Source organism: Allokutzneria oryzae, assembly GCF_042429765.1.
Classification (GTDB): Bacteria; Actinomycetota; Actinomycetes; order Mycobacteriales; family Pseudonocardiaceae; genus Allokutzneria; species Allokutzneria oryzae.
The window spans coordinates 97,941-122,986 of sequence record NZ_JBHLZU010000020.1; the positions used below are offsets into that span (position 1 = coordinate 97,941).

The 25,046-nt window shown below is 71.5% G+C and carries 21 protein-coding genes, 1 tRNA gene and 1 riboswitch; of the genes, 11 read left to right on the plus strand and 11 right to left on the minus strand.

The genetic code is table 11. The features are described 5' to 3' along the window. Window positions 1-75 precede the first annotated feature (75 nt). The 8 genes from rsmA to ACFFQA_RS24910 all read left to right on the plus strand — a co-directional run bounded on the left by rsmA (window position 76) and on the right by ACFFQA_RS24910 (window position 9,217). Window positions 76-948: a 16S rRNA (adenine(1518)-N(6)/adenine(1519)-N(6))-dimethyltransferase RsmA gene (gene rsmA, locus ACFFQA_RS24875; protein WP_377856865.1), complete on the plus strand. Its 873-nt coding sequence runs from the start codon at window positions 76-78 to the stop codon at window positions 946-948. 153 nt (window positions 949-1,101) lie between these two features. Then, window positions 1,102-1,192, plus strand: a riboswitch (SAM riboswitch). A 210-nt stretch (window positions 1,193-1,402) separates the two neighbouring features. Then, window positions 1,403-2,416, plus strand: coding sequence for a methionine ABC transporter ATP-binding protein (locus ACFFQA_RS24880; RefSeq protein ID WP_377856867.1), 1,014 nt, complete (start codon window positions 1,403-1,405; stop codon window positions 2,414-2,416). After that, window positions 2,413-3,096: a methionine ABC transporter permease gene (locus ACFFQA_RS24885; protein ID WP_377856870.1), complete on the plus strand. Its 684-nt coding sequence runs from the start codon at window positions 2,413-2,415 to the stop codon at window positions 3,094-3,096. Before ACFFQA_RS24880 ends, ACFFQA_RS24885 begins: the two co-directional genes overlap by 4 nt. A gap of 46 nt (window positions 3,097-3,142) precedes the next feature. Continuing rightward, a complete protein-coding gene (locus tag ACFFQA_RS24890; protein ID WP_377856873.1) occupies window positions 3,143-3,958 on the plus strand; it encodes a MetQ/NlpA family ABC transporter substrate-binding protein in 816 nt (271 codons plus the stop codon). A gap of 46 nt (window positions 3,959-4,004) precedes the next feature. Continuing rightward, window positions 4,005-4,970 (plus strand): 4-(cytidine 5'-diphospho)-2-C-methyl-D-erythritol kinase, encoded by a 966-nt coding sequence (locus ACFFQA_RS24895; protein WP_512699665.1) that lies wholly within the window; start codon window positions 4,005-4,007, stop codon window positions 4,968-4,970. A 43-nt stretch (window positions 4,971-5,013) separates the two neighbouring features. Next, a complete protein-coding gene (locus tag ACFFQA_RS24900; protein ID WP_377856876.1) occupies window positions 5,014-6,813 on the plus strand; it encodes an ABC-F family ATP-binding cassette domain-containing protein in 1,800 nt (599 codons plus the stop codon). A 48-nt stretch (window positions 6,814-6,861) separates the two neighbouring features. Then, on the plus strand, window positions 6,862-8,502 hold the full coding sequence (locus ACFFQA_RS24905; protein WP_377856879.1) for a fatty acyl-AMP ligase: 1,641 nt from the start codon (window positions 6,862-6,864) through the stop codon (window positions 8,500-8,502). 154 nt (window positions 8,503-8,656) lie between these two features. Further along, entirely contained in the window at window positions 8,657-9,217 is a 561-nt protein-coding gene (locus ACFFQA_RS24910; protein WP_377856882.1) for a 3'-5' exonuclease, read from the plus strand. On the opposite strand, the gene pth is transcribed toward ACFFQA_RS24910, so the two are convergent. The 9 genes from pth to ACFFQA_RS24955 all read right to left on the minus strand — a co-directional run bounded on the left by pth (window position 9,214) and on the right by ACFFQA_RS24955 (window position 18,895). After that, on the minus strand, window positions 9,214-9,798 hold the full coding sequence (pth, locus tag ACFFQA_RS24915; protein WP_377856885.1) for an aminoacyl-tRNA hydrolase: 585 nt from the start codon (window positions 9,796-9,798) through the stop codon (window positions 9,214-9,216). The two genes, ACFFQA_RS24910 and pth, sit on opposite strands and share 4 nt — an antisense overlap. 89 nt (window positions 9,799-9,887) lie before the next feature. Continuing rightward, window positions 9,888-10,508 carry a 50S ribosomal protein L25/general stress protein Ctc gene (locus ACFFQA_RS24920; protein WP_377856887.1) on the minus strand — a complete coding sequence of 207 codons (621 nt, stop codon included), beginning with the start codon at window positions 10,506-10,508 and terminating at the stop codon, window positions 9,888-9,890. 272 nt (window positions 10,509-10,780) lie between these two features. Continuing rightward, the gene (locus ACFFQA_RS24925) at window positions 10,781-11,101 is read right to left on the minus strand and encodes a hypothetical protein (RefSeq protein WP_377856889.1); all 321 of its coding nucleotides are present in this window, start codon (window positions 11,099-11,101) and stop codon (window positions 10,781-10,783) included. 74 nt (window positions 11,102-11,175) lie between these two features. After that, entirely contained in the window at window positions 11,176-12,156 is a 981-nt protein-coding gene (locus ACFFQA_RS24930; RefSeq protein WP_512699667.1) for a ribose-phosphate diphosphokinase, read from the minus strand. Between the two features lie 17 nt (window positions 12,157-12,173). Beyond that, on the minus strand, window positions 12,174-13,697 hold the full coding sequence (gene glmU / locus ACFFQA_RS24935; protein WP_377856891.1) for a bifunctional UDP-N-acetylglucosamine diphosphorylase/glucosamine-1-phosphate N-acetyltransferase GlmU: 1,524 nt from the start codon (window positions 13,695-13,697) through the stop codon (window positions 12,174-12,176). Between the two features lie 104 nt (window positions 13,698-13,801). Further along, on the minus strand, window positions 13,802-15,337 hold the full coding sequence (locus ACFFQA_RS24940) for a GGDEF domain-containing protein (protein ID WP_377856894.1): 1,536 nt from the start codon (window positions 15,335-15,337) through the stop codon (window positions 13,802-13,804). Between the two features lie 239 nt (window positions 15,338-15,576). Beyond that, the gene (locus ACFFQA_RS24945) at window positions 15,577-17,385 is read right to left on the minus strand and encodes a sensor domain-containing diguanylate cyclase (RefSeq protein ID WP_377856897.1); all 1,809 of its coding nucleotides are present in this window, start codon (window positions 17,383-17,385) and stop codon (window positions 15,577-15,579) included. 89 nt (window positions 17,386-17,474) lie between these two features. After that, window positions 17,475-17,545, minus strand: a tRNA-Gln gene (locus tag ACFFQA_RS24950). Between the two features lie 117 nt (window positions 17,546-17,662). After that, the gene (locus tag ACFFQA_RS24955) at window positions 17,663-18,895 is read right to left on the minus strand and encodes an alpha/beta hydrolase family protein (RefSeq protein WP_377856900.1); all 1,233 of its coding nucleotides are present in this window, start codon (window positions 18,893-18,895) and stop codon (window positions 17,663-17,665) included. Between the two features lie 230 nt (window positions 18,896-19,125). Between ACFFQA_RS24955 and ACFFQA_RS24960 the strand changes: the two genes are divergently transcribed. Both ACFFQA_RS24960 and ACFFQA_RS24965 read left to right on the plus strand, forming a co-directional pair. Further along, on the plus strand, window positions 19,126-20,100 hold the full coding sequence (locus tag ACFFQA_RS24960) for an acyl-CoA desaturase (RefSeq protein WP_377856903.1): 975 nt from the start codon (window positions 19,126-19,128) through the stop codon (window positions 20,098-20,100). Window positions 20,101-20,249: 149 nt separating this feature from the next. Further along, a complete protein-coding gene (locus tag ACFFQA_RS24965; RefSeq protein WP_377857679.1) occupies window positions 20,250-20,849 on the plus strand; it encodes a TetR/AcrR family transcriptional regulator in 600 nt (199 codons plus the stop codon). 3 nt (window positions 20,850-20,852) lie between these two features. On the opposite strand, the gene ACFFQA_RS24970 is transcribed toward ACFFQA_RS24965, so the two are convergent. Then, a complete protein-coding gene (locus tag ACFFQA_RS24970) occupies window positions 20,853-22,883 on the minus strand; it encodes a polysaccharide lyase 8 family protein (protein WP_377856905.1) in 2,031 nt (676 codons plus the stop codon). Then, a complete protein-coding gene (locus ACFFQA_RS24975) occupies window positions 22,880-24,139 on the minus strand; it encodes a PQQ-dependent sugar dehydrogenase (RefSeq protein WP_377857681.1) in 1,260 nt (419 codons plus the stop codon). Before ACFFQA_RS24975 ends, ACFFQA_RS24970 begins: the two co-directional genes overlap by 4 nt. Here ACFFQA_RS24975 and ACFFQA_RS24980 point away from each other — a divergent pair. After that, complete coding sequence (locus tag ACFFQA_RS24980) at window positions 24,135-24,986, plus strand: SDR family oxidoreductase (RefSeq protein ID WP_377856908.1); 852 nt, start codon at window positions 24,135-24,137, stop codon at window positions 24,984-24,986. The genes ACFFQA_RS24975 and ACFFQA_RS24980 overlap by 5 nt on opposite strands. The last annotated feature ends 60 nt before the right edge of the window (window positions 24,987-25,046 follow it).

Below are 25,046 nucleotides of genomic sequence, written 5' to 3' on the forward strand. Positions count from 1 at the left end.
GCGGGCTTATGGACGCTTTCGGGGTTCCGAACAGGTCCATAAGCCCGCGAATGGCCGGGATGAGATCCTTCGGGGGTGGATGAGCGGGTTGAGGGTGTGCGGCTGCTCGGGCCCGCCGATGTGCGGCGGCTGGCCGAGGAGCTCGGGGTCCGTCCCACCAAGAAGCTGGGGCAGAACTTCGTGCACGACCCCAACACGGTTCGGCGCATCGTGGCAGGGGCGAACCTCGCCGCCGACGACGTCGCACTGGAGATCGGTCCCGGGCTCGGCTCGCTGACCCTCGCGCTGCTGTCCGCGTGCGGCTCCGTTGTCGCCGTGGAGATCGACCCCGTGCTCGCCTCGCGGCTGGAGCGGACCGCCGCCGAGCACGCTCCCGACCTCGCGTCGCGGTTGACCGTGCTGCCCGCCGACGGGATGCGGGTCAAGGCCGCCGACTTCCCGCAGCCGCCGACCGCGCTCGTGGCGAACCTGCCGTACAACGTGTCCGTGCCGGTGGTGCTGCACCTGCTCGCCGAGCTGCCCTCGCTGAACCACGGGCTGGTCATGGTCCAGGCCGAGGTCGCGGACCGGCTGGCCGCGCGCCCCGGCAGCAAGGTCTACGGGGTGCCCAGCGTGAAGGCCGCCTGGTACGCCGACGTGCGCCGGGCCGGGCCCGTGCCGCGCGCGGTGTTCTGGCCGGTGCCCAACGTCGACTCCGCGCTGGTGTCCTTCGTCCGCCGCGACCCTCCGTCCACTGTGGACCGTAAGGCGGTTTTCTCCTTGGTGGACGCCGCTTTCGCGCAGCGCCGCAAGACCCTGCGGGCCGCTCTCGCCGGGTGGGCCGGGTCCGCCGCGCTCGCCGAGGAGCACCTCGTCGCGGCGGGCGTCGATCCCACCACGCGCGGCGAGCAGCTGGACGTCGCGGACTTCGCGCGGATCGCCGAGGCGCGGGCCGCCGCCCATACCTGAGTCTGAGACCGGTATCACCCCTCGGGAACAAATCCCGGCATTCCGGTGTTCACCAGGGCGTTCGGCCGTGAGTGTGATGTGCCGAACGATCCGCTTCCTCGGGCCTGAAACGACTTGCCTTCGTCCGTCCTCGTCGGTTCTACTGTCCCAAGCAATCCATCCCGAGCGGCCGAGAGACCTGGCTCCGTGACGCCGCAGCAACCACCCGGAAACGGGCAGGTGCTAACGCCAGGACCGATGGAGTCCTCATGCTTCGCCTGCCGATGTCCGCACGTCGACCGAACCTGGTCCGTCGACGCTGTGTCGATCAGTGCCTCCGCACGGTGAGTGGCTGTCGTCGCGCATCCCGCACCGACGCCTGACCCAACTCCCCACCCCGCAAACCCCTTTCCCGTCCACAAAGGACGGTCAGGAGTGCTGCCGTCACGAGCGGCGGCCCTGCCATGGAGTCATCGTGATCACTGTTGAGAACCTGACCAAGAGCTTCCCCGGCCGAGGGGGCGAGGTCCGCGCGCTGGACGGCGTCTCCCTGGAGGTTCCCGCCGGCACGATCCTCGGCGTCGTCGGCACCAGCGGTGCTGGCAAGTCGACCCTGGCCCGCTGCATCGCGCTGCTGGAGCAGCCCGACTCCGGTTCGATCCGGGTGGACGGCACCGACCTGGTCAGCCTCTCCGGCGCCGCGCTGCGCGCCGCCCGCAGGCAGATCGGCGTCGTGCCGCAGACCGACTCCCTGCTGCGCCAGCGCACCGCCGCGGGCAACATCGCGCTCCCGCTGGAGGCGGCCAAGATCCCCGGTCCGCAGCGCAAGCAGCGCGTCGCCGAGCTGCTGGAGCTGGTCGGCCTGTCCGACAAGGCCGCCAACTACCCGGACCAGCTCTCCGGCGGTCAGCGCCAGCGCGTCGCCATCGCCCGCGCGCTCGCGGGCAGCCCCTCGGTGCTGCTCGCCGACGAGCCGACCTCGGCGCTGGACCCGGAGACCACCGGCTCCGTGCTGACCGTGCTCGACCGCGTCCGCTCCGAGCTCGGCGTCACCGTCCTCATCGTCACCCATGACATGGCCGTGGTCCGCCGGATCTGCGACGACATCGCGGTGCTTGAGCACGGTCGCGTGGTGGAGAACGGCAAGGTCCTCGACCTCGTCGCCGCCCCCGGCAGCCTCACCGCCTCGGCGCTGCTGCCCGAGCTCGACCAGGTCTCCCAGGCGCACAACGCCAACTACGACCGGGTCGCCGACATCGTGCTCGTCGGCTTCGCCGCGATCGGCGCGCTGCTGCCCGAGGCCGCCAGCAGGCACAACGTCGAGCTGTCGCTGCTCGGCGGCGGCATGACCCGGCTCAACGACACCCCCGTCGCCCGGTTCCGCATCGCGCTCAACGGTGAGCGCGCCGACGCCGCCCTCAAGTGGATCGGCGAGCGCGGTGCCGTCGTCCGCCACAAGCCCACCCTGGTTGCGGGGACTGCTGCGTGAGAACCGAGACACCCTGGTCCAAGGTCTTCGAGCTGCTCGCCGAGACGGGGTGGGAAACGCTGTACATGGTGGCGCTGTCCGCCGTGTTCGCCCTGATCGGCGGCCTGCCGCTCGGCGTGCTGCTGCACGTGACCTCGCCGGGAGGACTGCGCCCGCAGGCGCTGACCCACCGGCTGCTCAACCTCGTCGTGGACATCGGCAGGTCGCTGCCGTTCGTGATCCTGCTGATCGCGTTGCTCCCGGTGACGCGCTCGATCATCGGCACGACGCTCGGCAGCACCGCCGCGGTCGTCCCGCTGACGGTCGGCGCGATCCCGTTCCTCGCCCGGCTCGTCGAAGGCGCGCTGCGCGAGGTGGACACCTCCGTGGTGGAGGCCGCGATCACCACCGGCGCGACCAAGCCGCACATCGTCCGCGGCGTGCTGCTGCGCGAGGCCGCGCCCGCGCTCGTCGCCGGGATCGGCGTCACCGTGATCGCGCTGATCGGCTACTCCGCCATGGCGGGCGTGGTCGGCGGCGGTGGTCTCGGCGACCTCGCGATCCGCTACGGCTACCAGCGCTTCGACACCAGGGTGCTGATCAGCACCGTCGTGGTCCTCGGCGTGTTCGCCCGCCTCGTGCAGTACCTGTTCGACCTCGGCGCCCGCGGCATCGACCGCCGCCGCCGCGTCACCGTCTGAGGCGTCCCCCACCCGTGGGGACGCGTTGAAAGGAAACACCACTCCCATGCGTCGTATCCGCGCGCTCGCCGCCGCCGCACTCGTCACCGTCAGCGCCCTCGCGCTCGCCGCCTGCGGCGGGGCGGACCCCGCCAAGGACCCCAACGCCGCCATCCGGGTCGGCGTCAGCCCGGTCCCGCACGCCGAGATCCTGCGCTACGTCGCGGACAACCTGGCCAAGGACAAGGGCATCAAGGTCGACGTGGTCGAGATCAACGACTACGTCACGCCGAACACCGCGCTCGCCGAGGGGCAGCTGGAGGCCAACTACTTCCAGCACAAGCCCTACCTGGAGGAGTTCCAGGCCTCGCGCAACGTCAAGCTGCAGCCGGTCGGCGCGGTGCACATCGAGCCGCTCGCCGTCTTCTCCAAGAAGGTCAAGAAGATCGACGAGCTGCAGCCGGGTGCGAAGGTCGCGCTGCCCAACGACCCGAGCAACCTCTCCCGCTCGCTGAACCTGCTCGCCTCCACCGGCCTGATCACGCTCAAGCCGGGCACCGAGCAGAAGGCCACCAAGTCCGACGTCGCGGAGAACCCCAAGCGCGTGGAGCTGCTGGAGACCGAGGCCGCCCAGCTGCCGCGCAGCCTGGACGACGCCGACGCCGCCGTGGTCAACGGCAACTACCAGCTGGAGGCCCGGCTCGACCTGAAGACCGCGCTCGCGGTGGAGAAGGCCGAGGGCAACCCGTACGCCAACCTCCTGGTCACCCGGCCCGAGCTGGCCGGTGACAACCGGGTCAAGGTGCTCGCCGACCTGCTCCGCTCGCAGCAGGTCCGGGACTTCATCGCCAAGACCTTCCCCGGCGGTGTGATCCCCGCCTGAGCCGCCGAGGACGTGAGCAGGGGGCGAGGGGCCGTAGGCTGGCAGGGTGCTTGCCGTGGTCCCGCCCCCTGTCACCGTCCGTGCGCCTGCCAAGGTGAACCTCCACCTGGCAGTCGGTGACCTGCGCGAAGACGGTTATCACGAGCTGATGACCGTCTTCCAGGCCCTGTCCATCAACGACGAGGTCACCGTCGCCCAGGCCGACGAGCCGGGCATCGAGATCGTCGGGGACGGCGCCGAGCTGGTGCCCGACGACGCGTCCAACCTCGCGTGGCGGGCGGTCGAGGCCCTCGCCGAGCGCGCGGGCCGCGACCCGGACGACCCCAGGGTCCGCGTGGTGATCCGCAAGGGCATCCCGGTCGCGGGCGGCATGGCGGGCGGCAGCGCCGACGCGGCCGCCGCGCTGGTCGCCGCCGCCGCGCTGTGGCGGATGGAGATCGGCCGCGACGAGCTCTCCGAGATCGCCGCGACGCTCGGCAGCGACGTACCGTTCTGCCTGCAGGGAGGGACCGCGCTCGGAGCGGGCAGGGGCGAGCGGCTGGTCCCCGTGCTGACCAGGCACACCTTCCACTGGGTGATCGCGCTGGACAAGGGCGGCCTGTCCACCCCGACCGTCTTCGCCGAGCTCGACCGGCTGCGCGCCGACGGCCGCCCGCCCCGGGTCGGTTCGGTCGAGCCGGTGCTCGAAGCGCTGGCCACCGGCGACCCGCGCCAGCTGGCGCTGCTGCTGGGCAACGACCTCCAGGCCGCCGCGGTGTCGCTGCGGCCGACCCTGCGCCGCACCCTGCGCGCCGGGGTGGACGCGGGCGCGCTGGCGGGCATCGTCTCCGGCTCGGGGCCGACCTGCGCCTTCCTGTGCACCGACGCGGACTCGGCGGTCCGGGTGGCCGCGGAGCTCTCCGGCGCGGGCGTCTGCCGTAGCGTTCGGGTCGCGCAGGGACCGGTGCACGGGGCCAGGGTCATCGGCGGCGACGACACGCCGCGACCCGTCCCGCCCGAGGTCCACGCGTAGCCCTTCCCCGCGTTCTTGTGTGCGTTCCCCGATGTGAGGATCAATGGCGAACCTGGTCAACCTTGAGTCCGTCAGCAAGAGCTTCGGCGTCCGCCAGCTGCTGGACGGCGTCTCGCTGGGAGTCGGCGAGGGTGACCGCATCGGCGTGGTCGGGCTCAACGGCGGCGGCAAGACCACCCTGCTGGAGATCCTCGCCGGGCTGGAGCCGCCGGACTCCGGGCGGGTCAGCCACAACCGCGACCTGAACTTCGCCGTCGTCACCCAGCGCAGCGAGCTGCCCAAGGGCTCGACGATCCGGCAGAACGTGATCGACCCGCTCGGCTTCGACGCCGAGCACGAGTGGGCCGCGGACGCCAAGGTGCGGTCGGTGCTGGACGGGCTCGGCGTCAGCGAGCTTGGCCTGGACACCGTGATCGACCCGCTCTCCGGCGGCGAGCGGCGCCGGGTCGCGCTGGCCGCCGCGCTGGTCCGCGACCTCGACCTGATCATCCTCGACGAGCCCACGAACCACCTCGATGTCGAAGGCGTGCAGTGGCTGGCCGACCACCTCGGCGGGCGGCGCTGCGGTCTGGTGGTCGTCACCCACGACCGCTGGTTCCTGGACACCGTGTGCACCCGCACGTGGGAGGTCGTCAACGGCTCGATCGAGCAGTACGAGGGCGGCTACGCCGACTGGATCTTCGCGCGGGCGGAGCGGGCCAGGCTCGCCGCCGTGCTGGAGGAGAAGCGGCAGAACCTCGCCCGCAAGGAGCTCGCGTGGCTGCGCAGGGGAGCCCCGGCGCGCACCTCGAAGCCGCGGTTCCGGATCGAGGCCGCCGAGGCGCTGATCGCCGACGTGCCGCCGCTGCGGGACAGCGTGGAGCTGATGAGCTTCGCCAAGCGCAGGCTCGGCAAGACCGTGATCGACATCGAGGACGCCACGCTGCGCATCCCGGACGGGCGCACGCTGCTGGAGAAGACGACCTGGCTGGTCGGTCCCGGCGACCGGATCGGCCTCGTCGGGGTGAACGGCTCCGGCAAGACCACGCTGCTGCGGGCGCTGGCCGGGGAGCGCGAGCTCGACGGCGGCACGCGCAAGCAGGGCCAGACCGTGCGGCTGGCGCACCTGACGCAGGAGCTGCTGGACCTGCCGATGGACATGCGGGTGCTGGAGGCGGTCGAGGAGGTGGCGCGCCGGGTGGTGCTCGGCAAGTACGAGCTCTCCGCGTCGCAGCTGGCCGAGCGGATGGGCTTTCCCGCCAGCCGTCAGTGGACGCCGGTCGGCGACCTCTCCGGTGGTGAGCGCAGGCGGCTGCAGCTGACCCGGCTGCTGATGTCCGAGCCGAACGTGCTGCTGCTCGACGAGCCCACCAACGACCTGGACATCGACACCCTCCAGCAGCTGGAGGACCTGCTCGACTCGTGGCCGGGCACCATGATCGTGGTCTCGCACGACCGCTACCTGGTGGAACGGGTCTGCGACACCGTGGTGGCGCTCTTCGGCGACGGGCAGATCACCAAGCTGGTCGGCGGTATCGAGGAGTACTTGAAGCGGCGTGCGGCCATGCGTGCCGCGGGGACTGCGTCATCGGTCGGTTCCGGCACCGTCACACCCGCCGACCAGGCGAAGCCCAAGTCCTCCGCCGGTGACCAGCGCGCGGCCCGCAAGGAGCTGTCCCGGTTGGAGCGCAAGCTCGCGCAGCTGGACAGCAAGAGCGCCAAGATCGAGGAGCAGCTGGTCGCGGCGGGTTCCGATGTGGACAAGCTGGTGGAGCTCGACGCCGAGCTGCGCGCGGTCAAGGCCGAGCAGGCCGAGGTCGAGGAGCAGTGGATGGCCGCGGCCGAAGTGGTTGAAGCAGGTTGATTCGAACCGCTGTCCACTGATCGATCGACTGGCTTAGGCTCCGAAACCATGAGCCAGTTCATCGACGCACTGGTGAGCAGGGCGCGCGCCACCGACCGCGGCCTGACCACCGGCGTTCCCGCCTCCCCGCAGCGACGGACCTGGGGCGAGGTGCACGAGGAGTCCGCCAGGGTCGCCGCCGCGCTCGTCACGGCCGGGGTGCGCAAGGGCGACTCGCTCGCCGTGCTCGCGGCGGACCCCGCGCCGATCGCCGTCGCCGTGCAGGCGAGCTGGCTGGCCGGGGGCAGTGTGACCATGCTGCACCAGCCCACACCGCGCACCGACCTCGCCGTGTGGGCCGAGGACACCATCAAGGTGCTCGCCATGATCGGCGCGCGGCGGGTGCTGCTCGGCGCGCCCTTCGACGCCCTCGCCGACACACTGCGCCACCACGGCATCGAGTTCCTGTTGATCGAGGAGCTGCGCGCGCACCCCGAGCCGCTCGCCTCGCCCGTCGCCACCGGCGAGGACGATGTCGCGCTGCTCCAGCTCACCAGCGGTTCGACGTCGGACCCCAAGGCCGTGCGGATCAGCCACGGCGGCCTGTGGGCGAACATCCAGGCGATGGTGACGGCGGCGAAGCTGGACGCCGACTCCGACGTGCTCGTCTCGTGGCTGCCGCTGTTCCACGACATGGGCATGGTCGGCTTCTTCACCGTGCCGATGGTGCTCGGCGCGGAGCTGGTCAAGGCATCGCCAGCGGAGTTCGTCGCACGGCCGCTGATGTGGCTAGAGCTGATCAGCAGGCACCGCGGCACCGTGACCGCAGCGCCGAACTTCGGCTACGCGGTCGCGGGCCGACGTCTGTCCACACTGGATGATGGGGCGATCGACCTGTCCACGCTGCGCTTCGCGCTCAACGGAGCCGAGCCGATCGACCCCGCCTCGGTGCGCGGCTTCACCGACGCGGGTGCGCGTTTCGGGCTGAGGCCGGAGTGCATGGTGAGCGCGTACGGCATGGCGGAGGCGACGCTCGGTGTGTCCTTCGCGCCGCTGGACACCGGGCTCAAGGTGGACAGGATCGACGCGGAAGCCTTGGCGGACAAGCACATCGCCGTCCCCGTCGAGGGCGGGGTCAAGGCCCGTGAGTTCCCGCTGCTCGGTCCGCCGCTGCCAGGCCTTGAGGTGCAGGCGGTCGGCGAGGACGGCCGGGTGCTGGCCGACCGCGAGGTCGGTGAGCTGCGCATCCGGGGGAACGCGGTCACCGACGGCTACCTCACCACGGGCGGTCCACTGGCCACGAAGGACAGTGAGGGCTGGCTCAACACCGGCGACGAGGGCTACCTGGTGGACGGTCAGGTGGTGGTGTGCGGGCGTCGCAAGGACGTGATCATCATGGGCGGCCGCAACATCTACCCGACCGACGTGGAGCGCGCGGCGGGCTCGGTGGACGGTGTCCGCGCAGGCAACGCGGTCGCGGTCCGGCTGGACGCGGGTGACCGGCGTGAGCGGTTCGCGGTCGCGGTGGAGTCCAAGCACGCCGGGGACGCGGCTGCGGAGAGCGCGATGAGCAAGGAGATCGCGGCCCGCGTGATGGACGCCGTCGGCGTCCGTCCTGCCGCGGTCGTGGTGCTGCCGCCCGCCACGCTGCCGAAGACCCCGTCCGGCAAGCTCCGCCGCACCGAGGCCCGCAAGTTCATCCCCTCGTAGCCCCATCACTCCTCCGGCCGCGCCACTCATCCCGGGCTGGCGCGGCCGGGATTTCGCGTTTTGTCACCTTGATGCGATTTGGGAGCGTTCTTTTGCGCATCAAGGTGACAAAACGCGAGTACGGCGGCGGCGTGGGGACGTACTCTGCGGCGTCGTGGGGAAGAGGAGCCTGGCGCGGGTGCTCGTGGTCGATGTCGAGGCGACCTGCTGGGACGGGGCGCCGCCGCGGGGGCAGGTCAGCGAGATCATCGAGATCGGGGTCTGCGTGCTGGACACCGCGACCCTGGAACGCGGGGAGCGCAGGGCCGTCCTGGTCCGGCCCGAGCGTTCCGAGGTCAGTCCGTTCTGCACCGAGCTGACCACGCTCACCGCCGCCGATGTCGCGAGTGGACTGTCCTTTGTGGACGCATGTGCCTCGCTGCGCGAGGACTTCGGCGCGCGGGACCTGGTGTGGGCGAGCTACGGCGACTACGACCGCAAGCAGTTCCAGCGGCAGTGCGACGCGACCGGGACCCCGTACCCGTTCGGCCCGCGCCACATCAACGTGAAGACGCTCTTCGCGCTCGCGCACAACCTCACCGCCGAGGTCGGCATGGACCGCGCGGTCGAGCTGGCCGGGCTGTCGTTGGAGGGCACGCACCACCGCGGGGTGGACGACGCGTGGAACATCGCCGCCCTGCTCGCCGGGCTGCTGCGAGCCGCCAGGACGCGTTAGGAGAGCGGGTGGAAGCGGTTCTGAGCAGCCTCCAGGCCCGATGAGACCAGACCCTCGACCGCGTCGGCGCACAGGTCGATGGCGAAGGCCAGCTCCTTGCGCTCGGTGCTGGAGAAGTCCTTGAGCACGAAGTCCGCCGGGTCCATCCTGCCGGGGGGCCTGCCGATGCCGAAGCGGACGCGCAGGTAGTCCTTGGTGCCGAGGGACTTGGAGATGCTGCGCAGGCCGTTGTGGCCGTTCTCGCCGCCGCCGAGCTTCAGGCGCACCTGGCCGAACGGCAGGTCCAGCTCGTCGTGGACCACGATCACCGCGCCCGGGTCCACCTTGTAGAACCGGGCCGCGCCCGCCGTGGCGCCGCCGGAGAGGTTCATGTACGAGCGGGGCTTGGCCAGCACGGCGCGGTGCCCGGCGAGCCTGCCCTCCAGCACCTCGGCGCCCGCCTTGTGCGCCTTGAACTTCCCGCCGATCCGCCCGGCCAGCTCGTCGAGCACCAGGAAGCCGATGTTGTGCCGGTTGCCCGCGTAGCCGGGGCCCGGGTTGCCGAGGCCGACCACCAGCGCCAGCCCGTCCGTGCCGACCATGACCCTCTCCCTGGGAAACGAAACGGCGCGCCGCCCCTCGCGGGCGACGCGCCGTCAGCAGTGCAGTGTGCCCGACGTCTGGGCGGGAATCAGCTCTCGGAGCTCTCCGGAGCGTCCTCGACCACGCCGGCGCCCTCGGCGTCGACAGCGGCCTCCATCTGCGCGGCGCTCGGCGAGGCCACGACGTTGACGAGCAGCGCCTCCGGGTCGGTCACCAGGGTGACGCCCGCGGGCAGCTCGACCGCGCCCGCCAGGATCTGGGTGCCGACCGCGGCGCCCTCGACCGAGACCTCGAAGCCCTCGGGGATGTTCAGCGCGTCGGCCTCGACCTGGATCTCCGTGGCCTCCTGGGTGATCAGGGTGCCGGCGGCGGCGGTGCCGGTGACGGTGACGGTGACGTCGACGGTGACCTTCTCGCCACGGCGGACCAGCAGCAGGTCGACGTGCTCGATGTAGTTGCGCAGCGGGTGCGTGGTGACGGTCTTGGTGAGCGCGAGCTCACTGCCCTCGGCCAGCTCCAGCGACAGCACGGTGTTGGTGCCGTGGTTGCGCAGCACGCGGGCGAACTCCAGCGCGGGCAGGGCCACGTGCTTGGGGTCGGAACCGTGGCCGTAGAGGACCGCGGGGATCTTGCCTGCGCGACGGGTGCGGCGAGCGGCACCCTTGCCGAACTCGGTGCGCGGCTCGGCTGCGAGACGGACCTCGGACACGGTGGTGCTCCCTTGCGACGTCGGGTGATCAACTTCGTAGTCGGCGGTCTGCGGCGGCGGGCGGCGCGGGTGGTGTGGATGCGCGCGGCCGATGAGCCGCCGCGTCGATCACGCCAGGTGCGACGACCCGACCTCGCCGAGACAACCCGGCAAGTGTAGGCCGTGGTTTTCCCAGGGCCTAACCGGGGGCTGTTTTCCGCAATCCCCCAACCCGGGGAACCGCAAGGAAAAGGGCCCCACCAAGATCGACGGGGCCCTTTCGCGTGAGCGGCTCAGAACAGCATGCTGATCCCGACGCCGAGCGCGGCCAGACCCAGGATCGGGCCGAAGTACTGCATCGGCACCCAGAACAGCCGGTGCCGGTTGCGGTAGAGCACGGGCTGGCCGGTGTTCTGGTCGAAGCCCTGGACCGGCCGGTTCAGCCGCTGGCCGACGAACCAGATCGCCACCGCGGCCAGTGCCAGGCCGATCACGGTGCCGAGGTTGGGGGCGTCGCTGCGGCCGCCGAGCGCCACGCCGATGCCGCTGCCTCCGCCTCCGCCGAGTGCCGCGATGAGCAGGGCCAGGATGCCCCAGCCGGTCCAGACAATCATGTTTCTCCGTAGGTCGTGCCGCGGTGCCGGGCCAGGTGACGGGCCCGGCACCGCATCGGTTCCCCGGGTGTGGCCTACGCCTCACCGTCGAACAGGCTGGTCACCGAACCGTCGTCGAAGACCTGGTGGATCGCCTTGGCCAGCAGGGGCGCGATGGACAGCACGGTCATGCCGGGGAAGCGGCGCTCGTCCGGGATCGGCAGCGTGTTGGTGAAGATGACCTCCTTGGCGCCGCAGTTGGACAGGCGCTCGGTGGCCGGGCCGGAGAGCACGCCGTGGGTGGCCGCGATGATCACGTCGGCCGCTCCCTCGGCGAGCAGCTGCTCGACCGCCTTGGCGATGGTCCCGCCGGTGTCGACCATGTCGTCGATCACCACGCAGGTCCGGCCCTTGACCTCGCCGACGACGCGGTTGGCCACCACCTGGTTGGGCTTGAGGGGGTCGCGGGTCTTGTGGATGAACGCGATCGGGCAGCCGCCGAGGGTGTCCGCCCACTTCTCCGCCAGCTTGGTGCGGCCGGAGTCGGGGGAGACCACCGTGAGGTCCACGTCGGTGTACTTGGCGCGGACGTGGTTGGCCAGCAACGACATGGCCAGCAGGTGGTCGACCGGGCCGTCGAAGAAGCCGGAGATCTGCGCGGTGTGCAGGTCCACGGTCATGATCCGGTCGGCGCCCGCGGTCTTGAACAGGTCGGCGATCAGCCGCGCCGAGATCGGCTCACGGCCGCGGTGCTTCTTGTCCTGTCTGGCGTAGGGGTAGAAGGGCATGATCACGGTGATCCGCTTGGCGCTGGCGCGCTTGAGCGCGTCCACCATGATCAGCTGCTCCATCACCCACTGGTTGATGGGGGCGGCGTGGCTCTGGATGACGAAGGCGTCGCAGCCGCGCACCGACTCCTCGAACCGGACGAAGATCTCGCCGTTGGCGAAGTCGTAGGCGGCCTGCGGGGTGATCGTCACGTCCAGGTGCTTGGCCACCTCCTCGGCCAGCTCGGGATGGCTGCGTCCGGCGAAGAGCATCAGGCTCTTCTTCGGTGTCGCCGACATCGCGCTCACGCTCACGGTCATGTCGTTCACTTCCCGTCCTCCGCGTCGTTGCCGGCCACATCATCGCTGTTCGCCGCCAGTGCTCGCTGCGCGGCGTCGGCCGCCGGCGTGCCGGAACGCCTGCGTGTGACCCATCCCTCAACGTTGCGCTGCTTCGCCCTGGCGACGCCCATCGCGCCCGGCGGGACGTCGGCGGTGATCACCGAACCGGCCGCGGTGTAGGCGCCGTCGCCGACGGTCACCGGGGCGACGAACATGTTGTCCGCGCCGGTGCGGGCGTGCGAGCCGATGGTGGTGTGGCTCTTGGAGACGCCGTCGTAGTTGACGAAGACGGTGGCCGCGCCGATGTTGCTGTGCTCGCCGATGGTGGCGTCGCCGACGTAGGTCAGGTGGGGCACCTTGGAGCCCTCGCCGATCGTGGCGTTCTTGGTCTCCACGAAGGTGCCGATCTTGCCCTTGACGCCGAGCCTCGTGCCGGGGCGCAGGTAGGCGAAGGGGCCGACGGTGGCCCGCTCGCCGATCTCCGCGTCGGTGCCGTGGGTGCGCACGACGGAGGCGCCTGCGCCGATCACGCAGTTGCTCAGGGTGGTGTCCGGACCGACCAGCGCACCCTCGTTGACCTGCGTTCCCGCCTTCAGCTGCACGTTCGGTTCGAGCACGACATCGCGGCCGAGCTCGACGTCGGCGTCCAGCCAGACCGTGGCCGGGTCGGTGACCGTGACGCCCTCGCGCATCCAGCGCTGGACCAGCCGCCGGTTGAGCTCCGCGCCGAGCGTGGCGAGCTGGACGCGGTCGTTGACGCCCTCCACCAGCCAGACGTCGTCGCACACCAGTGCGCCGACCCGGCGGCCGTCGCCGCGGGCGATGCCGAGCACGTCGGTGAGGTAGAGCTCGCCCTGCGCGTTGGCGGTGGAGATCCGGCCGAGCCCGTCGCGCAGCACCGCCGCGTCGAAGGCGTACACACCGGAGTTGATCTCGCGGACCGCGCGCTGCTGCTCGGTGGCGTCCTTCTGCTCGACGATGCCGAGCACGCTGCCGTCCTCGGCCCGCAGCACCCGGCCGTAACCGGACGGATCGGGCACCACGGCGGTGAGAACCGTCACGGCGTTGCCCTGCTCACTGTGCTCGGTCAGCAGCCGTCGCAGGGTCGCGGTGTCCAGCAGCGGGACGTCGCCGTAGGTCACCAGGACGGTGCCGTCGGCGCCGGCGGGCAGCGCGGCGAGCGCGCAGCCGACCGCGTGCCCGGTTCCGTTCTGCTTGTCCTGCACGGCAGCGACGATCTTGCGGTCGAGCTGCTGGCCGATGCTCTCCAGCCGTTCGCCGACCGCCTGCCTGCCGTGGCCGACGACCACGACGAGGTGCGCGGGGTCCAGGCCGGCAGCGGCCCGGACTGCGTGTTCGATCAGCGGCCGTCCGGCCAGCGGGTGCAGCACCTTCGGGGTGGCCGAGCGCATTCGGGTGCCTTCGCCTGCGGCGAGCACGATCGCGTTGACCGGTCCGGGGGTGGTGGCCTCACTGGAGGAGCCTGGGGCGGGTGCGCCCTGGGGCATCAGAGCTCTCCTTGGGTCGTTCGCAACTTCGCACCCGGGGCCCAACCGGTGACCCCGGCGGGGGCGATCCTACGGGGACCCGCCGCCGGCGTGACCCGGCGTCGTCAGGTGACGGCCACCCGGTTGCCACCTCGGTGTTTGGCCACGTACATCGTGGCGTCGGCCCGGCGGAGGGTCTCCTCGGCCGTCTCCTCGCCCCGGAGGTCGGTCAGCCCGGCGGACAACGTCACACCGTGGCCGACCTGCCTGGGCAGCGCCGCGACCGCGTGCACCGCCCGCTCCAGCGCCACGCGCGCCTGCTCGGTGTTCGCGCCCGGCAGCACCACCACGAACTCGTCGCCGCCGTAGCGGGCCACCAGGTCGTCCGCCCGGACCGCGCCGCGCACCGTCTCGGCGACCGCGCGCAGCACCTGGTCGCCGACCAGGTGGCTGTACCGGTCGTTGACCGGCTTGAACCCGTCGAGGTCGAGCACCGCGACCATCGTCTGCGGTCTGCCGGGGGCGCCCGCCGCCGCGCGCATCCACTCGGCGAGACCCCTGCGGTTGGCCAGCCCGGTGAGCGGGTCCTGCAGCGCCTGCCTCGTCACCGCGCCGTGCACCCTCGCCAGCCGTTCGTGCTCGACGCGGGCCCGGATGGTGCCGATCAGCGCCAGCCGGGCCCCCCACAGGTACTCCTCCATCGCGGCCACGTGCTGGTAGGCAGGGCTGTCCGAGGGGTCGACGCCCTCGCGGACGGCGAACAGCCGCGCGTGCTCCCAGCTCAGCGTGAGCCGCAGCAGCCGCGCCTCGGTGCCGTCCTTGAGCTCGCGCTGGAGGTCGCTGATCAACGCGATCCCCGTACTCGGGTCGTCCAGGCACCTGGCAAGCGCGATGGTCACGTGGATCAGATCGCTCGTGTCGTGCATCGACTCGCGCAGCCGCAGCAGCCGGTCGACGTGGGAGGCTCCAGGGGCGGCCAGTGCGAGCCCGACCGCGATCGCACCGACCTCGTCGGCGGCCTTGCCGGAGGAGCGCTCCGCGAACAGCGACCGGCTCCACAGCGCTTCCGCCTCGTGCGCCAGCCGCTCGGCCGCGGCGAAGCGCTCGGCGGCCTGCTCGGCGAAGCCGGCGCGCTCCAGCCGCAGGCCCCAGTCCACCATCAGGCAGAGCCGGTTGACCGTGAGCACGGTGCGCTGGTGGGCGTCCTCGTCGGGGACGTGGTGCCCGGCGTGCTCCAGGGTCTCCTCGGCAAGCTCGTACGTGCCGAGGCAGGACAGGGCCCCGCTGAGCGTCAGCAGCGCGCAGGCGACCTTCTTGCCCCACGCGGCGCCGGGGGTGCCCTCCGGCGGGTCGAGCGGGTCGGCCAGGATCGCCAGCCCGCGGGCCACGGCGACCAGGGCGTCGCTCTGCAACGCCTTGCGGACCGCGAACCGCCCGCGCAGCGCGTAGTGGTGGATCTCGTACAGCAGCAGGTCGTGGGCGCGCGCGGTGGCGTCGAGCTCGTCGAGCAGCGGGTCGATCAGGTCGTCACGCGGATCGGTGAGCAGCCGCAGCAGCAGCGCGCGGCGCAGGGTCGCCGCGAGGACCTCGCCGGAGGCGATCCTCCTCGCTTCCGCGAGCAGCTCGTCGACCTCGGTGAGGATGGCCCACCGTTCGGTCATCGGGGCGCTCTGGGCGCGAGCGAGCAACACGTTTCCGCGCTCGTTCAGGCGCGCGTCGGTCCATTGGGCTGTCTGGGTGACGTGGGTGCCGCTCCGGTTGCGGGGCACAGGCGGCACCCCCTTGCGAAGATCTCCTGCTCCGATCGGACCACCGCACTCTAGGGTGCGCGCTGTGGCAAGCACCACAACTGGATCAGGAAAGTGAAAACCTGCCGGGTCCATTTCACCGCTGTGGCCGCTCAGGGGCAGGGCGGTGGCACCCAGCTGGGCGAATGCGGCAGGTCGTCGGCGATGTCGGCCCCGCTCACCGCGACGCGGCAGCCGCCCTGGCGCTTGGCCTGGTACATCGCGGCGTCCGCTCGGGCAAGCGCCTGGCCCGGTGTCTCGGCGGGCCGGACGGAGACCACGCCGATGGACAGCGTGACCCCGCGGGAGAAGTCCAGCGGCAGCCGGGAGACCGCATCGACCGCCCTGGACAGCGCCGCCTCGGCCGCACCGAGCGGAGCGCCGGGCAGCAGCACCACGAACTCGTCGCCGCCGTACCGGCCGACCAGGTCGTCGCCGCGCAACGCGTCGCGCAGCGTGCTGGCGATCACCCGCAGCACGTCGTCGCCCTCGGCGTGCGAGCAGCGGTCGTTGACGATCTTGAAGCCGTCGAGGTCCACCAGCGCCACCGACAGCGGGTAGGCAGACGGGGTCGCGACGAGCGCGTCCATCCGCTCGTCCAGCGCGCGGCGGTTCGGCAGCCCGGTCAGCGGGTCCTGCAGCGCCTGTTGCGCTATCGCGCCGTGCTCGCGGCTCAGGCGCTCGTGCTCCAGCCGCGTCAGCAGTGTGGCGACCCGCGCCTCGCGCAGCGTCCACAGCTCGTGCTCCAGCGCGGTCGCGTAGGCCTCCAGCGCCGTGCTCGTCTCACGCCCGCCGTCCGGGCCGCACAGCCGCGCGTACTCGCGGACCAGGCACAGCCCCAGCGTGGGTTCGCTGGTGTCGTGTTCGAGCTGCTTGCGCGTGGTGCCGAGGACCCGCTGCGCCTCCTCGTCCCGCCCGGCGATCTCCAGGCAGCGCGACAGCGCTATCGCGGTGACGATCAGCTCCCTGGGGTACATCGACACCGTGAGCAGCTCTTCCAGCGGTCCGATGTGCTCGGGTCCCGGCCGGGCCAGCGCGTGCGCCGCGCCGAGCATCGGCACCTGCACGGCGGCGGGCCGGTCGCTGCGGCGGGGGAACAGCGACTCCCGCCACGGCCCCTCCACCGACACCGCGAGCGCGGAGGCCGTCGCGAACCGGTCGAGCGCGTCCTCGCCCTTGCCGACCCGTTCCAGCCGCAGGCCCCAGCCCAGCTGCAGCCGGACCCGGTTGATCATGTGCACGGCGATCTCGTGCGGCCCGCCGTTCTCCCGGACGCAGCGGTGCGCCCGCGCCAGCACGTCGTCGGCCAGCTCGTAGACGCCGAGCTGGGTGAGCACGAGGCCGATGTCGACCAGCGTCGCCGACAGCAGCCGCTCCCACTGGCGCGGCCCGAGCAGGATGTCCGGGACCGGCTCGTCCTCCAGCATCGCCAGCGCGGTCGCGGCCTCCGACAGCGCGGTGTCCTCGTAGCCGGACATCAGCGCGCGGCGGCCGGCCAGCGCGTGCGCGTCGGCCTGCAGCACCAGCAGCCCGTGCCTGCCGGTGTGGCTGAGCAGCTCCTCCAGCAGCGGGTCGGCCAGCTCGCACAGGCCGGGGGTGACCAGCCGGACGATCACCGAGGACCGCAGGATCTGCGCGACCATCCTCGGCTCGCCGCGGCGCTGGGCCTCCACGAGCAGGTCGTCGGCCTCACGGGCGATGGCGAGCTGGGCCTCCAGGTCGCTGGACTGCGCGACGGCGGTCAGCTCGCGGGCGCGGCCGACCAGCCACGCGTCCGAGACCTCGGCCAGGGCGGGCGGTGCGGCGTCCTGCTGCTTGTCGGGCCGGTCCGGGTACTGCTCGTCCGGGCGGGGCTGCTCCGAGCGCGGCTGTTCCGGGCGGTGCGCGGGACCGTCGACGCCGGTCTCCTGCTGCAGGCGCATCCACCCCCCTTGTGAACAGCCACGACATGGTCGTGGGCACCGTGCCGGGCCGCTTCCCGGTACCCGATGGCACCGGGAGGACCCGTCCGCTCCGCCGCCAGGATTCGAACCTGAACCATCAGAACCAAAATCTGAGGTGCTGCCGTTACACCACGGCGGATCAGTGGGCGATATCGCGAACGGCATCGCTACCGCACGCAACCACATGGTGGCATGCGCGCGCCGTTCGTGGCAGCCAGGCCACACTTCTGGCTGTTTTCGGACGGATTTTCCCCGGTCAGCGGCCCGCGGTCGCGAGGGAGCCGGTGATGAACCCGGTCACCGTCCGCTCGTAGGTCGCGCGGTCGTGGTTCCACAGCGCGACGTGCTCGGCCCCCGGCATCTCCACGTAGCGCAGCGGCCAGCCGAGCCTGCCCGCGGCCCATGCCAGCTCGCGCGCGGCGGCCACCGGCACCGACTCGTCCGCGTCGCCGTGCAGCAGCAGGGTCTCCGGCTTGACCGCCGGAGGCCGGTTCACCAGGTCGAAGCGGTCGAAGTCCACGCCGGTGCGCCAGGTGCTGATGGTCGTGGTGAGCGGCACCAGGAAGGTCGGCAGGCCGCGCTGCTCCGCCTGGAAGTACAGCGTCTGGGTCCAGCTCACCACCGGCGAGTCCAGCACGACCGCGACCACGCTCGACGCCAGCTGGGACCTGGCGAGCAGCTGCTCGACCACGGCCCCGCCCATGGAGTAGCCGTAGAGCACAAACCGCTTGGCCCCGTTGCCCTGGGCGAAGCGCATGGCGGCCTCGACGTCGCGCCACTCGGTTTCACCCAGGTGGAGCAGCCCGTCCGCGGAGGTGGGGCCGTCCACGTCGTTGCGGTAGCTCACCGAGAGCGAGGCCAGGCCCGCCCGGTGCAGCGGCCCGACCATCCGCAGCGCCTCGGTGTAGCTGGCGTTGTGCCCGTGCACCGCGATCACCCAGGTGTCCGGCTCGGTCCCGGCAGGCGGGCCCACGTACCAGGCCTTGGCGTTGCCGAGCTCGGTCGGTACCTGCACCTCGCTGAAGTTCAGCCCGAACGCGGTGCGCGGGTTGCCGCTGCCCCACACGTCGGTGTCGACCCGGACCAGGGTGCCGACGGGCGGCGCGGAGCCGCTGAGGATCCGGCGCTCCACCCGGCCGTCGCCCCTGCTGAGGATCTCGCCGACCTGGGCGGCGCCGGCACCCGGACGGGACTCCGGAGTGGCCCACCGGATGTCCCAGGTCCCCTGGCGGCCGGTGGCCCTGGTGTCGGTCAGCGTGACGCTTTTCACGCCTTCGGCGTCGCGCACCGCGAGCACCTCGTCGTAGTACTGGTCCGCGGAGTGGTCCGGGACGACCAGCACAGAGGAGTAGTAGTACGAGCCGCCCGCCGCTCCCGCGCTCAGCAGCAGCGCGATGACCAGCAGGAAGAGGGTCGCGCGCCGGCGCAGGGAGGTGCGTCTCGGTCCCGGGTCCACCACCACGGGCTCCGTGACGGGCGAGGTCGTCATCCCCGGATCATCCGGGATCGCCCGTGCGGGTGGTGTGCGACCTCGAAAAGTCTGCGCGGCGACGCGCATCCACGCCCGACACGCCCGATTTGAGGCGACACGCCGCGAGTTGTCACGGGAGGGGTGACGGGTGCCTCACGCTCAACTTACGCTTGCGTAGGTTACGGTTCCGTAGCCGTAGGAAGAGTCGCACGGACTCGCCGGTGCCGAAGTGATGAGGTAGCCAACGCATGACACTGACATCCGAGCCCGCAGCGCGCTCCGGGATCGACCGTTCCGGGACCGAGAACGCGCGCGGCCCGAAGCCGATGTTCGATGAGCCCCGCGGCCGTGTCGGCCAGATCGTCGTCTTCGCGTTCGTGATCATCCCGACTCTGATGCTGGTCGCGGCCGTCCCCTTCGCGTGGGGCTGGGGTCTCGGCTGGGTGGACGTCGCGCTCGCGCTGGTCTTCTACTACATCGGTGGCCTCGGTGTGACCGTCGGCTACCACCGCTACTTCACCCACGGCTCCTTCAAGGCCAAGCGCTGGCTGCGGATCGCGCTCGCCATCGCGGGCAGCAGCGCCGTGCAGGGCCCGATCCTGCACTGGGTCGCCGACCACCGGCGGCACCACGCGTTCTCCGACAAGGAGGGCGACCCGCACTCGCCGTGGCTCTACGGCACCTCGCCGTGGGCGCTGACCAAGGGCTTCTGGCACGCCCACATGGGCTGGATGCTGCGCCGCGACGTCACCAACGCCGAGCGCTTCGCCCCGGACTTGTTGGCGGACAAGGACATCCGCCGCGTCGACAAGCTCTTCGTGCTCTGGGTCGTGCTCAGCCTCGGCCTGCCCGCGCTGCTCGGCGGCCTGATCACCTGGTCCCTGTGGGGCGCGGTCACCGCGTTCTTCTGGGCCGGTCTGGTCCGCATCGCGGTGCTGCACCACGTGACCTGGTCGGTGAACTCGGTCTGCCACATGATCGGTGAGCGGCCGTTCAAGTCCAAGGACAAGGCGGCGAACTTCTGGCCGCTGGCGATCCTGTCCTTCGGTGAGTCCTGGCACAACCTGCACCACGCCGACCCGACCTCGGCCCGGCACGGCGTCAAGCGCGGCCAGATCGACACCTCGGCGCGGCTGATCTGGATCTTCGAGAAGTTCGGCTGGGTGTGGAACGTCCGCTGGCCCACCGAGGCCCGGCTCGCCCGCATCACCGTCGAGCACTGAGTGCGTCCGAACCGGGGATCCCTGAGCGCAGGGGTCCCCGGTAATACGTTGGCCAAGCGCATAAGCTTGTCGCCACAGTCACTTGCGACAGCTCCGACGGGGTGTGTGATCGGGTCGCAGGAGGGGGAACTCCGGTGGCCCGGGTACGGATGACCGGCAAGGAGAGGCGCCAGCAGCTGCTGGACGTCGGCAGGAAGCTGTTCGCGGAGAAGGGCTTCGACGGGACCTCCATCGAGGAGGTCGCGCACCGCGCCGGGGTGAGCAAGCCCGTTGTGTACGAGCACTTCGGCGGCAAGGAAGGGCTCTACGCCGTCGTCGTGGACCGCGAGATGCAGGTCCTGCTCGACGGCATGGTCAAGGCGCTCTCGGTCGCCGACCACCCCAGGGAGCTGCTGGAGCGCGCGGCCAGCTCGTTGCTGGACTACATCGAGGACTCCACCGACGGCTTCCGCATCCTGGTGCGCGACTCACCGGTCGCGGCGAGCACGGGCACGTTCTCCAGCCTGCTCAACGACATCGCCAGCCAGGTCGAGGACATCCTCGGCCAGCAGTTCTCCTCCCGCGGCTACGACGCGAAGCTGGCCGCCCTGTACGCGCAGGCCCTGGTGGGCATGGTCGCGCTGACCGGTCAGTGGTGGCTTGAGGCGCGCAAGCCGAAGAAGGACGAGGTCGTCGCGCACCTGGTCAACCTGTGCTGGAACGGGTTGTCCCACCTGGACCACAAGCCCAAGCGCCGCGTCCGGTCCTGACCCTCACCGCTCGAACAGGACTCGGTAGGTCCGTCCCTCGGCGGCGTCCACGGTGACCCGCAGCCCGCGCGGCAGCCTGGTCACCAGCACCCCCGGATCGGCACCCGTCACCCGCAGGCCGGGGCGGAACACGTCCACCACCAACGGCTCCTGCGACCGCGTCGGGTCCGAGATCGCCAGCGCGCTCCGGCCGAGCACCACCGCCGCGGGGTTCGCGCTCCGCAGGTCCTCGACGGCACCGGGCTCGTAGAAGTTCACCGCGAGCGTGTCGCCGTGCCGGACCGCTTGGACCCTGGCGTTGTTGTGCAGCACCAAGGACTTCGGGGCCTTGGCGCGCGCTTCGGTCTCCGCCGCGGTGAGCCCGGGGAGCAGCACGTACTCGTAGGTGGCCGACCGCGGGTTCCGGCCGTGGTCGAACAGCAGGACGGCGAACGCGCCGTGCTCGGTGCGAACCCGGCTGTCGGCGGGGAAGAGGTATCCGCCGACCCCGGCCAGGTGCGCCCAGCCGGGTCCCGTGGTGAACGCCGAGGACGTCCTGCGGTTCTCGACGGTGGTGATGATCTCGCCGTCCTCGCTGGTGATGCCCGCGCCCAGCGCCACGATCTCGTCGTCGAACATGAACCAGGACTTGGTGCCCCGCAACGAGTTCGGCGCGCCAGGGCGGCCGTGGTCGAGTTGGTCCGGGCCCGCGGTGAAGCGCATCCCGAAGCTGCCGGTGTCGCGGTCGAGCGTGGCCCCGCCGACCCACGCGTCCGGCCCGCGGAACCCGTCGAACCACAGGTGGTCGGCCGCGGTCCTGGGGTGGGTCGCCTCGGTCGCGGTCGTGGTGCCCGGCAGCCGGTACGGGTCGATCGTCGCCCAGTAGCCGCCCGAGTAGTGCGTCAGGTCCGAGTTGTAGAGGTAGGTCATGCCCTCGCCGGTGTACCAGCCGCGCAGGTTCTCCCCGTTGCCCGACTCGTAGCCGTTGATCCGGTTGCTCCTGGCCGCAACCGCGAACACCCAGCCGCCGCGGTGGTGCACGACGCGGTCCATGCTCGCGAAGGTGTGGTGGGAGATGACGGGACCGCGGCTCGGTGCGCCCGCGATCGCCTTGCGCAGCAGGACGAGCTCGGCGACACTCGCCGTCCGCTGGTAGACCCCGGACTGGGTGAGGCTGCCGACGAGGGAGCCGATCCGCTTGCCCGGCAACAGGGTCAGCGCGCTCACGAGCTGGCGGCCCCAGGCGTGGTCGTCGGTGCTCCTGGTGATCGAACGGCCGCGGACGAACGCCATGACCTGGCCACGGAAGGTGATCGGCTCGAAGCTGTCGAACACCCATCGCCGCACGGTCTCCGGGATCGGGTCGCCGAGCACCGCAAGGGTTCGCGCCACGCTGCTGAGCAGGACGACGCCATAGGTCCCGGTGTAGGCGTGCCGCTGGTGCTGCACGAACGAGCCGTCGCGGTAGAAGCCGTCGCCCGTGGTCACGTACTCGAAGACCTGGTCGAGGGCGCGGCGCGCCTGCTCGACGAGCTTCGCGTCGTCGGTGAGCAGCCCGCGCCGGAGGTGGATGTAGGCCTTGTCGGCCCGGTTCGCGCCGGTCTCCTCCTCGCTGGGGTTGGCGGTGCGCCGCGTCGGGTCGGGGACGAACCGCCGCACCGCGCGCAGCAGCGCGGGGACCCGTGCTCCGGTCAGCACGAGGGTGTCGAGCAGCAGGTTGGGGACGCCGATCTCCCACTCCCACCAGTTGCCGACCTCGTCCATGTCCTCGCGGTAGCGGTTGCGCGAGATCCACTCCAGCGCCTCGGTGACCGTGTCCTGGTGCCCGGGTGACAGGGCGATCGCGCGGAGCCGGGACAACGAGGCGGTGGTCTGCTCGATCCCGGGGCCCGCGAGGTCCGGCCACAGGGACGTCCTCCCCGGCGATCTGTCCATAGTGGACAGAAGGGTGGTTGCCCTCCTCTCGGCGCGTTCGACCGCGGCGGCGATGAGGGGGTCGGTGGGATCGGCCGCATCACCGCCGGTGAGCAGGTCGAGCCAGCGCCGCGTGGTCATCGGCTGACCCGGAGCAGCTTGTCGTCGGCGCCGTTGGAGGTGGTCACGTACAACGCGCCGTCGGGGCCGAGCCGCGCGGCGCGCAGCCTGCCGTGGGTGTCGTTGAGCTCGGCCGGGGTGGAGACCTGGCGCACCGCGCCCTCGGGATCGAGGCTGAACAGCACCAGCTTGCTGCCCTTGAGCGCGGTCACCGCGAGCGTCCCGTCGAGATCGCCCCAGATCGGGCCGGACAGGAAGGCCGCGCCGCACAACGCCTCGGTCGGCGACCCCGAACTCCACTTCGCGGTGACCGCGTCGGGAAAGCGCCGGAGATCTGTCATCGGCACGTCCTCGTCGTACCCGCCGACGGTCCCGCCCCGCGACGGGTCCCATCCGTAGTTCCCGCCCGCTCGCACCAGGTTCACCTCGTCGTCGACGTCCGGCCCGTGCTCGACGGAGAACACCTGGTCGGTCCCCGGTCGCCTGGCCAACCCCTGCACGTTGCGGTGCCCGAATGTCCACAGTAGACGTTCGCGGGGGTTCGCCGAGGCCGCGAACGGGTTGCCCGGCGCGGGTCCGCCGGTCTCCATGTCGATGCGCAGCACCTTGCCGCCCAGCCCGCCGCGGTCCTGCGCGGAGTCGGCCCGTGCGGCGTCCCCGGTCCCGACCAGCAGGGACCCGTCGCCCGCCAGCTCCATCCGGCACCCGGAGTGCCGCCCGGAGCTGACGGGAATCCCGGTGAGCAGATCCCCGGTCCGCTCGGCGCTCGTCCCGTCCTCCGAGAGCCGCCAGGTGACCAGCCGGGTGTCGGCCCGCGTGGTCTGGCACGTCACGAACCGCCGGTTGGTGGCGAACGAGGGGTGCACGAGCAGGCTCATCAACCCGCCCTCGCTCTGCGCGAACAGGTCGGAGAAGTCGGCTCTGACCTCGGTCGCGACCGCCCCCGGCGTGGTCCCGGAGAGCAGCGTCAGCTTGCCGGGCCGCTGGGTGAGCAGGGCCTTCCCGTCGGGCAGGAACCCGACGTCCCACCCGTGCTCCAACCCGGCGGTGACGACCTCCACCTTCAACGCCGGAGCCTTCCCCGCGGCGGGAGCATTGCCCTGCGGCTGGGGAGAGCCCTGCCCGGAGCACCCGGTGACGAGCGCCAGAACCGCGAGAACCGCACCACTGCGCCTGGTCACCCGTCCATGCTGCCCCGCGCCGCGTACGACCGCAGTGAACGCCCACCGCTCGGCGTAGTCACCGGTGCGCGGGGAGCGGTAGAACGGGCCAGTGATCATTGAGAGTGGACAGGTCGCCTATGTCAGTGGGGCGGGGAGCGGGATCGGGCGGGCCATCGCCAGTGCGCTCGCCGCGCGTGGCGTGCGGCTCGTGCTCGTCGACGTGCGGGCGGAGGCGCTCGCGGAGGTCGCGGCGGGGTTCGACGAAGGCCAGGTGCTGACCGCGGTCCTGGACGTCAGTGACGCCGAGGCGGTGAACGCGGTGGCCGACCGGACCGTTGAGCACTTCGGGCGGATCGACCTCGTGTTCAACAACGCCGGGGTCGGCGACGGGGGCATGGCGCTGTGGGAGAGCACCGACGCGGAGTGGCGGCGAACCTTCGACGTCAACGTCTTCGGGGTGATGAACGGGATCAGGGCGTTCGTGCCCAGGCTGATCGAGGCCGGGCGGGGGCACGTGGTCAACACCTCCTCGCTCGCCGGGTTGAGCGTCTCCGTCGCGCAGAGCGCCTACGGCCCGAGCAAGCACGCGGTTGTCGCGCTGTCCGAGGTGCTGCGGCTGGAGCTGGCTTCACGCGGGCACACCGGGATCGGGGTGAGCGTCGTGTGTCCCGGGTTCGTCCGGACGCCGATGGCCCTGAGCGTTTTCGCCCTGCTCGATGCCGCTCCGGACAGCGAGCCCTACCGGATGATCCGTGCGAGCGTGCCCGACCAGGCCGCCATGGACGAGCTAATCGCTGGACTGCGGGCGGCCGCTGACACCATGATCGACCCCGACGTCGCGGCGGAGCGGATCCTCGCCGCCGTCGAGCGAGACGTGCTGCACGTGCTGCCCAACGGCGATCTCAACGACGCGGCCAGGTCGCGCGCGCAGGCCGTGCTCGACGCGCTCGACGCGAGCTGAACGGCCGCGGCGCGCCACTGTCCGACCCACGACGTAGTCTCGGGTCGAAGGTCTTCGCAC